This window comes from Streptomyces sp. NPDC006385 (assembly GCF_040612485.1).
GTDB lineage: Bacteria > Actinomycetota > Actinomycetes > Streptomycetales > Streptomycetaceae > Streptomyces.
In genome coordinates, this window is sequence record NZ_JBEXQG010000135.1 from 1 (window position 1) to 10119 (window position 10119).

The 10119-nt window shown below is 69.9% G+C and carries 11 protein-coding genes; 7 read left to right on the forward strand and 4 right to left on the reverse strand.

The genetic code is table 11. From position 1 onward, the window contains the following. The 4 genes from ABZ078_RS43495 to ABZ078_RS43510 all read left to right on the forward strand — a co-directional run. A partial coding sequence (locus tag ABZ078_RS43495; protein ID WP_356584080.1) for an Hsp70 family protein occupies positions 1-816 on the forward strand: 816 nt, incomplete at its 5' end. Continuing rightward, positions 816-1469 carry a nucleotide exchange factor GrpE gene (gene grpE / locus ABZ078_RS43500; protein WP_356584081.1) on the forward strand — a complete coding sequence of 218 codons (654 nt, stop codon included), beginning with the start codon at positions 816-818 and terminating at the stop codon, positions 1467-1469. The genes ABZ078_RS43495 and grpE, both read left to right, overlap by 1 nt. Before the next feature lie 45 nt (positions 1470-1514). After that, a complete protein-coding gene (gene dnaJ, locus ABZ078_RS43505; RefSeq protein WP_356584083.1) occupies positions 1515-2714 on the forward strand; it encodes a molecular chaperone DnaJ in 1200 nt (399 codons plus the stop codon). Between the two features lie 5 nt (positions 2715-2719). After that, a complete protein-coding gene (locus tag ABZ078_RS43510; RefSeq protein WP_003999354.1) occupies positions 2720-3166 on the forward strand; it encodes a helix-turn-helix domain-containing protein in 447 nt (148 codons plus the stop codon). A gap of 109 nt (positions 3167-3275) precedes the next feature. On the opposite strand, the gene ABZ078_RS43515 is transcribed toward ABZ078_RS43510, so the two are convergent. Together ABZ078_RS43515 and ABZ078_RS43520 are read right to left on the reverse strand one after the other, a co-directional pair. Then, complete coding sequence (locus ABZ078_RS43515) at positions 3276-3788, reverse strand: hypothetical protein (RefSeq protein ID WP_356584085.1); 513 nt, start codon at positions 3786-3788, stop codon at positions 3276-3278. 343 nt (positions 3789-4131) lie between these two features. Then, complete coding sequence (locus ABZ078_RS43520) at positions 4132-4353, reverse strand: hypothetical protein (protein ID WP_356584087.1); 222 nt, start codon at positions 4351-4353, stop codon at positions 4132-4134. 383 nt (positions 4354-4736) lie between these two features. On the opposite strand from ABZ078_RS43520, the gene ABZ078_RS43525 reads away from it, so the two are divergent. Next, positions 4737-5861, forward strand: coding sequence for a substrate-binding domain-containing protein (locus ABZ078_RS43525; RefSeq protein WP_356584089.1), 1125 nt, complete (start codon positions 4737-4739; stop codon positions 5859-5861). Positions 5862-6359: 498 nt separating this feature from the next. Then, positions 6360-7427, forward strand: a complete 1068-nt coding sequence (locus ABZ078_RS43530; protein WP_356584091.1) for a LuxR C-terminal-related transcriptional regulator — start codon at positions 6360-6362, stop codon at positions 7425-7427. Here ABZ078_RS43530 and ABZ078_RS43535 read toward each other — a convergent pair. Continuing rightward, positions 7381-8373: a helix-turn-helix transcriptional regulator gene (locus tag ABZ078_RS43535; RefSeq protein ID WP_356584093.1), complete on the reverse strand. Its 993-nt coding sequence runs from the start codon at positions 8371-8373 to the stop codon at positions 7381-7383. The two genes, ABZ078_RS43530 and ABZ078_RS43535, sit on opposite strands and share 47 nt — an antisense overlap. Then, positions 8370-9407, reverse strand: coding sequence for a helix-turn-helix transcriptional regulator (locus tag ABZ078_RS43540; protein WP_356584095.1), 1038 nt, complete (start codon positions 9405-9407; stop codon positions 8370-8372). The genes ABZ078_RS43535 and ABZ078_RS43540 overlap by 4 nt, the downstream gene beginning before the upstream one ends. Positions 9408-9711: 304 nt before the next feature. Here ABZ078_RS43540 and ABZ078_RS43545 point away from each other — a divergent pair, with 304 nt between their 5' ends. Further along, the gene (locus ABZ078_RS43545) at positions 9712-10047 is read left to right on the forward strand and encodes a hypothetical protein (protein WP_356584097.1); all 336 of its coding nucleotides are present in this window, start codon (positions 9712-9714) and stop codon (positions 10045-10047) included. The last annotated feature ends 72 nt before the right edge of the window (positions 10048-10119 follow it).

Genomic DNA, 10119 nt, shown 5'->3' on the forward strand with positions numbered 1-10119 from the left:
CTCCAGGCCGGTGTCCTCAAGGGTGAGGTCAAGGACGTCCTGCTCCTCGACGTGACCCCGCTGTCCCTCGGTATCGAGACCAAGGGCGGCATCATGACCAAGCTGATCGAGCGCAACACCACGATCCCGACCAAGCGGTCCGAGATCTTCACGACGGCCGAGGACAACCAGCCGTCCGTGCAGATCCAGGTCTACCAGGGCGAGCGCGAGATCGCGGCGTACAACAAGAAGCTCGGGATGTTCGAGCTGACCGGTCTGCCGCCGGCCCCGCGTGGCGTCCCGCAGATCGAGGTGTCCTTCGACATCGACGCCAATGGCATCATGCACGTGACCGCCAAGGACCTGGGCACGGGCAAGGAGCAGAAGATGACCGTCACCGGCGGCTCCTCGCTGCCGAAGGACGAGGTCGACCGGATGCGCCAGGAGGCCGAGCAGTACGCGGAGGAGGACCACCGCCGCCGCGAGGCCGCCGAGACCCGCAACCAGGGCGAGCAGCTCGTCTACCAGACGGAGAAGTTCCTCAAGGACAACGAGGACAAGGTCCCCGGCGAGGTCAAGACCGAGGTCGAGGCCGCCGTCGAGGAGCTGAAGACCGCGCTCAAGGGCGAGGACACCGCCGAGATCCGCACCGCCACCGAGAAGGTCGCCGCGGTCTCCCAGAAGGTCGGCCAGGCCATGTACGCCGATGCCCAGGGCGCGCAGGCCGCCGGCGGTCCGGAGGGTGCCACCCAGGGTGGTGCCGGCGCCAAGGCCGCCGACGACGACGTCGTGGACGCCGAGATCGTGGACGACGAGCGCAAGGACGGTGCCGCGTAATGACGGAGGAGACCCCGGGCTTCGAGGAGAAGCCCGACGTCCCCTCCGGCGCGACCCCCGACGACGCCGAGTCGACGGCCGCCCCGCAGGAGGGGGCGGCCCCGGCCGGGGACGGAACAGCAGACGCGGGCCTGGTGGCCCAGCTGGACCAGGTGCGTACGGCGCTCGGTGAGCGCACGGCGGACCTCCAGCGACTCCAGGCCGAGTACCAGAACTACCGCCGCCGCGTCGAGCGCGACCGGATCACGGTCAAGGAGATCGCCATCGCGAACCTCCTGACCGAGCTCCTGCCGGTGCTCGACGACATCGGCCGCGCGCGGGAACACGGCGAGCTCGTCGGCGGATTCAAGTCCGTCGGGGAGTCGCTGGAGACCGTCGCGGCGAAGCTGGGACTCCAGCAGTTCGGCAAGGAGGGCGAGCCCTTCGACCCGACGATCCACGAGGCCCTGATGCACTCCTACGCGCCGGACGTCACCGAGACGACCTGCGTGGCGATCCTGCAGCCCGGGTACCGCTTCGGCGAGCGCACCATCCGCCCCGCGCGGGTGGCCGTCGCCGAGCCGCAGCCGGGCGCGCAGACCGTCAAGGCCGAGGGGTCCGAGGAGAACGCGGCGGCCGACGACAAGGAGAGCGGTGGCCCGGACGAGGGCTGACGTTGAACTGACGGGACACTCGATCAGGAAGGAGGGGCGTCGAGGATGAGCACCAAGGACTTCATCGAGAAGGACTACTACAAGGTCCTCGGCGTCCCCAAGGACGCCACCGAGGCCGAGATCAAGAAGGCGTACCGCAAGCTCGCCCGCGAGTACCACCCGGACGCCAACAAGGGAAACGCCAGGGCCGAGGAGCGCTTCAAGGAGATCTCCGAGGCGAACGACATCCTCGGCGACCCCAAGAAGCGCAAGGAGTACGACGAGGCACGCGCCCTCTTCGGCAACGGCGCCATCTTTGATAGGCACGGTCGCCCGGGGCCGGGCGGCGGGGGCGGCTCCTTCAACTTCGACCTGGGCGACCTCTTCGGAGGCGGCGCCCCGGGTCAGGGGCAAGGGGGAGCCGGCGGCTTCGGCGGCGGACTCGGTGACGTCTTCGGGGGCCTGTTCAACCGCGGCGGCACGGGCACGACCCGTACCCAGCCCAGGCGCGGGCAGGACATCGACACCGAGGTCACCCTCAGCTTCACCGAGGCGATCGAGGGCGCGACGGTCCCGCTGCGCATGTCCTCGCAGTCGCCCTGCAAGGCCTGCGCGGGTACCGGCGACAAGAACGGCACGCCGCGGGTGTGCCCGACCTGCGTCGGCACCGGCCAGGTCGCGCGGGGTTCCGGCGGTGGCTTCTCCCTCACGGATCCGTGCCCGGACTGCAAGGGGCGCGGCCTGATCGCCGAACACCCCTGCATGGAGTGCAAGGGCAGCGGCCGCGCGAAGTCGTCCAGGACCATGCAGGTCCGCATCCCGGCCGGGGTGTCGGACGGCCAGCGCATCCGCCTGCGCGGCAAGGGCGCGCCCGGCGAGCGCGGCGGCCCGGCGGGTGACCTGTACGTCACCGTGCACGTCGGCGAGCACCCGGTGTTCGGGCGCAAGGGCGACAACCTCACGGTGACCGTCCCCGTGACCTTCACGGAGGCGGCCCTCGGCGGCGAGGTCAGGGTCCCCACCCTGGGCGGACCGCCGGTCACGCTGAAACTGCCGCCCGGCACGCCCAACGGCCGCACCATGCGGGCGCGGGGCAAGGGCGCGGTCCGCAAGGACGGCACCCGCGGCGACCTGCTGGTCACCGTCGAGGTGAGTGTTCCGAAGGACCTTTCGGGGAAGGCTCGTGACGCACTCGAGGCGTATCGCGAGGCGACCGCGGGCGAGGACCCGCGGGCGGAGCTGTTCCAGGCCGCGAAGGGAGCATGAGTCAGATGGACGGTCGTCGACGCAACCCGTATGAACTGACCGAGGAGACCCCGGTCTACGTCATCTCGGTGGCGGCCCAGCTCTCCGGCCTGCACCCGCAGACGCTGCGCCAGTACGACCGTCTGGGCCTGGTGTCTCCGGACCGTACGGCCGGCCGGGGCCGCCGCTACTCGGCCCGCGACATCGAACTGCTGCGCACGGTCCAGCAGTTGTCGCAGGACGAGGGCATCAACCTGGCCGGCATCAAGCGCATCATCGAACTGGAGAACCAGGTCGCCGCGCTCCAGTCCCGGGTCGCCGAACTCCAGGCGGCCCTGGACGGTGCGGCGGCGGCGATGCAGCAGCGCGAGGCGGCGGTGCACGCGTCGTACCGCCGCGATCTGGTGCCGTACCAGGAGGTGCAGCAGACCAGCGCGCTGGTGGTGTGGCGGCCGAAGAAGGCCAAGGACTAGAAGGCCGAGCAGGAGAAGGCCGAGCAGGAGAAGGCCGAGCAGGAGCAGCGCTGGGCGGACGCGTCACGTGAAGGGGCCCGGAGGTTCGACCTCCGGGCCCCTTCACGTGTCAGGGGATCAGGTCGCCGATCGCGTCGGCGACCAGCATCCACATGGGCTGCGCACCCGTGCCGAACGCGGCGGCGAGGGCGTAGCCGAGAGCCACGTCCACGGCGTCCGGCGCGGCGTCCGCCCGCCAGTCGGCCGAGACCCGGCCGTCGCCCTCGCAGGTGAACGCCCCGAGCCGCCGCCCGTCCCGCAGGAACCGGCTGTCCGGCAGCGAGTCGGGCACCAGCCGCCAGACGTGGCGGGCGTGCCGGACGTCGACCCGGTACGAACGCCGGGTCAGCCGCCCCTTCGCCGGATGTATGCCGGCTTGCTCGCCGTCGACGGTGAGCGTGAGCGCGCCGCCGTCCCGGGTGCCGACGGGTATGTGCTCCTCGGCCTCGGTACCGGCGGCGCGGCTCAGCACGATCCGCGGTATCGCCCCGCCCTCGACGACGACTTGGCCGTGCTCGGTGTCCAGGTGGACGGTGAGCGGGCCGAACAGGCTGTCCTCGGCGGGGGTTTCGGTCGGGGTCATGAGGATGATCTTCTCAGGCCCGGCCGACCGGCCGGTCAGGGGCTGCCCACCGACTCCGTCACGGTGACGTACGAGAACTCCTCGCCGCTGGTGAAGCGGGAGTTGGCCGCCCGGTCCGTTCACGGTGCCGGTGCCCGGCGCCGACGCGACGGATTCCAGGACGTACACCAGGTCCTGCGCGACGGGCGAGGCCGGCGCCTTCCAGGTCAGCGTGATGCCCGTGCCGGGCGTCGTCGCGGCCGTGAGAGCGGTGGGCGCCGAGGGTGCCCGGTCGCCCCGGCTGACGGAGCCGGCCGCCGACCTGGCGGACTTGTCGTCGGCGGCGTCGACCGCGGTGACGCAGTTAGCTGTACGACAGGTTCTCCTTGGCCGTGGTGTCCGGCCAGGAGGTGCCCGTCACCTTCGCCACCCGCACGACGGGGTTGTCCCCGCCGTCGTCCTCCCAGCGCCGGTGCAGCAGGTGAGTCTGGCCTTGCCGGTGGCGCTGTCGTACGACACCGAGGCCCCGGTCGGGCGAGGGGCTCGACCTCGTCGACGGTCGCCCCGCCGCCGGAGCCGAAGTCACGCGTCAGCAGGTCGTGGCCGCGTACACGGGGGTCGTCATGAGCAGGGTGCCCGCGGTCGCGCGTCTGGCTGGGTTCATTCGATCTGCTGGTCGAGTGCGGAGCGGCGGTCGGAAAGCTGTCCTGATCCCGACTCGCGAGAAAGAGAGTTGGCTGTGCGGACCTTGTCCTTCCGGTCGATCAAGGTTCGACGGAGAGGATGTAATGGGTGTTTGCAGGTGTTCCACCATGTCTTGACATGGGCGGCGGAGCATGGTGTTGCGCACTCGTTAAGTACTTCTGCTTGACGCTGGGGGTTGGCGGAGCGTTGGCTTTTCAGTCATCTGGGCGCAATGACGCGCCCACTGCACCGATGGCACCAGAAGTGAGCTCCTCTATGCGTTCCATGCGCCCCACGCGACGTATCGCCACAGCCGTGGCCGCCGCGTCCACGATGACCGTTTCGCTGGCCGCGTGCGGGGCGCTGGGGGTCAGCGGGGGCAGCGGTGCGGCGAGCCCGACCAAGGGCAACGACCTCACCGTGGGGCTGCTGCTGCCGGAGACGGCGAACACGCGCTACGACAAGTTCGACTACCCCATCATCAGGAACAAGGTCCAGGAGCTCACGGACAAGCAGGGCAGGGTCGTCTACCTGAACGCCGACGCGAGCGCGGCCAAGCAGGCGAGCCAGCTGCAGAAGATGATCGACGACCAGGTCGACGTGATCCTGCTGGACGCCGTCGACTCGCACGCCATCGCCGACGGCGTGAAGAGGGCCAAGGACGCCGGGATCCCGGTCATCGCCTACGACCGTCTCGCCGAGGGGCCCATCGACGCGTACGTCTCCTTCGACAACGAACTCGTCGGGGAGGTGCAGGCCCGCACCCTCCTGGAGGCCATGGGCGGGCAGGGCGTCGACTCCTCCGACAAGATCGTCATGATGAACGGCTCGCCCACCGACCCGAACGCCAAGCAGTTCAAGGCGGGCGCCCTCTCGGAACTCAACGGCGCGGTGGACATCGCCAGGTCCTACGACACCAAGGACTGGAAGCCGGAGAACGCCCAGGCCAACATGGCCCGGGCGATCGAGTCCATCGGTGTGAACAACCTCAAGGGCGTCTACGCCGCCAACGACGGCATGGCCGGCGGCGTCATCAAGGCCCTCAAGGCCGCGGGCGTGACCCAGTTGCCGCCGGTCACCGGGCAGGACGCCGAACTGGACGCCGTCCAGCGGATCGTCGCCGGTGAGCAGTACATGAGCGTGTACAAGTCGTACCCGCAGGAGGCCGAGAGCGCCGCGGAGATGGCCGTCGCCAAGGTCCAGGGCCGGGACATCCAGTTCGACTCCCTCACCCAGGACCAGGTCGACAGCCCGACCGACAAGGACATCCCGGCCCTGCTGGTGCCCGTGGTCGCCCTGACCCAGGACAACATCAAGGAGACCGTCCTCGCCGACGGGATCTACAAGGTGTCCGAGATCTGCACGAGCAAGTACAAGGCGGCTTGCTCGGCGGCGGGGCTCGGCAAATAGGGCGACCGGCTGCTTTGCGAGTGCGCTCGGCCGCTCGCTCAGCTCCCCCTTCGTTTCCTGCTCCCGCAAGCCCTGCTGCTCCTCCCCTCCTTCTCGTCCTCCTTCTCGGTCGAGGAGGGGCCCTCAGCCGCTCAGGCATGGTGTTCGCGAGTGTGACGTTTCCTGCCATGGCCACCACGCGGTGGGGTGACGGCGCGCGGACCACCCCATCAGCTTGTTGCAACTCGGCGGGCGGAGGCCCGGAGATACCGGGACGTACCGTCATGCAAGGGCGGCCGTCCCGGCGTGAGCCGTGTTGCGGAGCACGGCCTGTCCGCGCATAGTTGCGCTGCGGAAGCGCGAGCGAACCGTAGGGCCGAAGGGCTGAGCACGCTGCCTTCGGCCATGGCCACGCCCCGCAGGGCCGTCCCCGCAGGGCTGTCCCGGCAGGGGCGTCGACACCGCGCTCCGGAGGTGGGCGAGCCGGCGCAAGAGGCAGGAACCGGGGGTGGATGGGCGATGGCCGGGCACGGGACGGAGGAGCATCCACACGGCGCCGACCGACTGTGCGAGGCCGGGGATCGCGTGTATTCCCGGGCCGTACGCCGCGGTCGCGTGCCGCGCCGGGACGCGGAGCCGGTGCCCTGCCTGCTGGAGCTCGCGCTGCTGCACCCCGACCCCGACGACATGGACTGGCTGGTGCCGACGTCCCCGCAGGAGGTCATGACACGGCTGCTGCGCGGGGTGTACGACGAGGTCAGCGCGAGCCAGCGGCGGGTGGGTTCGGCGGTGGCGGCGTTCGAGTGGTACGCCGGGCTGGGCCCGCAGCAGCCACAGGCGGCCGGCGCGGAGGGCACGGCGATCCGCGTGCTGGACGGCGCCTCCCGCATCCAGGCGGCCCTGGACGCGGCGACGGAGGCGTGCACGGCTCAGGTGCTGACGGTGCAGCCCGGCGGCATCCGCCCCGAGCACGAACTGACGGAGGGTCTGCATCGGGCGCTGGCGCTGCGAGGGCGGGGCGTGCGGATGCGCGACCTGTACACCCACGTGGCCCGGCACGGGCAGGGCCTGCTCAACTACCTTGAGCTGATGGGCGATTCGGTGGAGGCCCGGACGCTGGACGAGGTGATCGACCGGCTGATCCTCTTCGACCGCACGGTGGCCTTCATCCCCGCGAACGCCGACCGCACGATGGCGCTGGAACTGCGGCACCCTGGCCTGGTGAACTACCTGGTGACGGTGTTCGAACGGCTGTGGCGGCTCGCGATCCCGCTGACGGCGCCGCTCCCCGACACCGGCATCGAGGGCATCTCGCACCGCGAGCAGTCCATCGCGGCGTTGCTCGCCGAGGGACATCAGGACGCGGTGATCGCGGAGCGGTTGGGGATAAGCGTGCGGACGTGCCGGGCGCACATCGCGCGGTTGTCGGAGACGTTGGGGGCGGCGAGTCGTACGCAGCTCGGGGTGCGGATCGCGCAGGTGGGGTTGGACGGGCCGCGCTCGCCGTCGCCGTCGTCCGAGGCGGCCGGGCCGGCGGTGATCAGGATTCCGGGTGTGCCCGATCAAGGATCCCGGACTGCCCAATGAGGTAGCCGAGTTGGGCGCGGCTCTCACTGCCCAGCGTCGCGGCGAGTTTGGCGATGTGGACGCGGACGGTACGAATGTTCATGCCGAGACGGTCGGCCATGGACGCGTCGGTGTGGCCCTCGATGAGGAGACTCGCGATGGCGCGCTGGCGCGGGGAGATGCCGTTCAGCGTGGGCTGCTGGACGGCCTGCGGGTACATGGGCGTCGCCAGACGCCACAGCCGGTCGAAGGTGGTGGTGAAGTAGTCGACCAGTGCGGTTTGGCGGATCTCCAGGGCGAGGGTGCGGTCCTTGTTGGCGGGGATGAAGGCGACCGTACGGTCGAGGACGATGAGCCGATCGGTGACCTCGTCCAGGGTGCGGGCCTCGGCGTCGCCCTTGAGCTGCTCGTAACGCGCCGTCACGAGGGGCCGGTAGCGCTGGGTGTGCTGGTAGAGAGCACGGATGCGGCCACCGCGGTCCAGTAGGGCCTGGTCACGGGCCAGCGCGAGAGCCTGGGCCGTCGCCGTGCGTCCCTCGTTGTAGTGGGTGGTGGGCTGGATGCACAGCATTTCCTGTGACGCTTCGGTCATGGCTTCGGTGATGGCCTGGTTGATGCGCTCGGTGCCGTGGAGCACCGTGATCGCCGAGTTGTCCGAGGCCGCCGTACGCCGGCCGTCGACGCGCATGAGCGGCTCGAACATGTCGACCAGCAGGTGTTCGCGTCGCCGTTCGTGCGCGATGCGGTCCTCGGAGGCCCGGAGCAGCCGGTGGAGTGCGACGGCCGGGGCGACGGGTTCCAGCCAGTCGAGGTCGTCGACCGTGGGGTGGAGGAAACCGAGGTCGACCAGGCAGGGGGCGGGTGCGGCGTCCTCGGCGCGGAGGCGGCCGTCACGCAGGGCCTGCCGGTACAGCACCAGGGCCGGCTCGCACAGTTCCTCGTCCTCGTGCTGGTGCGTCTCGTTCACGGGTGGCCGTCTTCCGCAGGCAGCGCGTGGTCCTCGTCCAGAAGCCCGGACTGTGCGATGAGGAACCCGAGCTGGGCACGGCTGCCGCTGCCCAGGGCGGTCGCGAGCTTGGCTATGTGGGCGCGGCAGGTGCGGACGTTCATGCCGAGGCGGCGTGCGATCGCCTCGTCGACGTGTCCCTCGATGAGCAGCCGGGCGATGGAGCGCTGGACCCCGGTGATGCCGTCGCGCGTGGGCTCGTAGGGGGCCTCCTCGCGCAGTGGGGTCGCCCGGCTCCATAGGTTCTCGAACACCTTGATCAGGTACTTGACGAGCCCAGGATGGCGCAGTTCGAGGGCCACCTGCTGGTCGTCGTGGGCCGGTACGAAGGCGACCGTCTCGTCGCAGATGATGAGCCGCCCTATGAGCTCCTCCAGCGTGCGGATCTCGACCTTGCCGCGTGACATGACGTCCACGTAGGCCATGGTCCCCAGGCTGTGCCGCACGGTGTGCTGGTAGAGCGTCCGCATGCGCACGCCCCGCTCCATCAGCGGACGGTCCCGTTCCAGGGCCTGCTTGAGGATGTGCTCGCTGCGCCCGCCCCCCGGCTGCACGGTCAGTACCTCGTGGCGGCACTCGGCTGTCGCGAGGTTGAGCGCCGCGTTGATCCGGGCGGAGCCCTCAAGCACCGTGATGGCGTGGGTGGGCGCGGGCGCCAGTGCGCTGAGCGCCATGAATGGCTCGAAGGATTCGGTCAGTTCGATGGACATCCGCCGGCGGTCCAGGATCTCGCGTTCCAGTGGGTGCAGACGCTGGGCGAGCACGACGGAGGGCGGAACCGGGCGCAGCCAGTTCTCGTCGTCAGGGTCCGGGTGCAGGAGCGCGAAGTCGAGCAGACAGGGCGCTTCGGCTATCTCCGCCCGTGCGATGCGTCCCGTGCTCAACGCGGTCGCATAGAGCTGCGTCCCTTCCTCACAGAGATCTGTGATCGCATGGGGATGTGTCCCTTTTGTGTGATTGTTAGGCAAATCTCCACCCCCCAGGGTCCTGAACATGCAGGAACATGATGCATCGCCCCTGTGGCATTGACGTGTCCGAATGAGCCATCGTCTTCGTGGCACGGGGGAAGGGAACTCGTTGAGTGAGGACGAAGCCGACTATGTTCAAGAGAATGCTTCGATCGGCGCTTGCCGTTGCCTTCTCTGCGGCCGTGGTCTTCGGTGCTGGGGCGGGAGCGGTGGAAGCGGCCGGTGCCACCCAGAAGGACACCGGCTGGGGGGCTGCTGAGCTGACGGGAGCCGTCACGACGGACGACACCGGCTGGGGGGCTGCGCCTGCGGACCGGACTGGCGCGACCTCATGACCACCCCACCCGACGACCGCTCCTTCCGCCGCGAAATGGCCACCGCCTACCGCTCCGGCTGGCACTTCATCGACCTGGTCACCGCGATCCCCCACCCCGGTGACTCGCTGATGGTGACCGTCTTCGGTGAGCCGGTCGTCGTCACGCGGGACGAGGAGGAGGACGTACGGGCGTACCGGTGTCTGCGGCGGCCTCGGGGGGCGCCGCAGCCCGTGCGGTGTGCCATCCGGTACGGAATGATCTTCGTCAACCTCGATCAGCGCGACCACCGCCTGGTGGAGCCGGACGCTCCGGCCCCAAGGACCATCTCAGCCACCCCCCGCAGTGCCTGACGCGATTCCCCCGTCGTAACAGATCGCTCAGGTGCTTCCCCCCGCAGCGGCGTCACCGTGACCTGAACACGG

What these genes read in the sequence shown, in the direction of transcription:
- grpE (WP_356584081.1), top strand. Translation starts at nt 816, where the DNA reads ATGACGGAGGAGACCCCGGGCTTCGAGGAGAAGCCCGACGTCCCCTCC.
- dnaJ (WP_356584083.1), top strand. Translation starts at nt 1,515, where the DNA reads ATGAGCACCAAGGACTTCATCGAGAAGGACTACTACAAGGTCCTCGGC.
- ABZ078_RS43510 (WP_003999354.1), top strand. Translation starts at nt 2,720, where the DNA reads ATGGACGGTCGTCGACGCAACCCGTATGAACTGACCGAGGAGACCCCG.
- ABZ078_RS43515 (WP_356584085.1), bottom strand. Translation starts at nt 3,788, where the DNA reads ATGACCCCGACCGAAACCCCCGCCGAGGACAGCCTGTTCGGCCCGCTC.
- ABZ078_RS43525 (WP_356584089.1), top strand. Translation starts at nt 4,737, where the DNA reads ATGCGCCCCACGCGACGTATCGCCACAGCCGTGGCCGCCGCGTCCACG.
- ABZ078_RS43530 (WP_356584091.1), top strand. Translation starts at nt 6,360, where the DNA reads ATGGCCGGGCACGGGACGGAGGAGCATCCACACGGCGCCGACCGACTG.
- ABZ078_RS43540 (WP_356584095.1), bottom strand. Translation starts at nt 9,407, where the DNA reads ATGTTCAGGACCCTGGGGGGTGGAGATTTGCCTAACAATCACACAAAA.
- ABZ078_RS43545 (WP_356584097.1), top strand. Translation starts at nt 9,712, where the DNA reads ATGACCACCCCACCCGACGACCGCTCCTTCCGCCGCGAAATGGCCACC.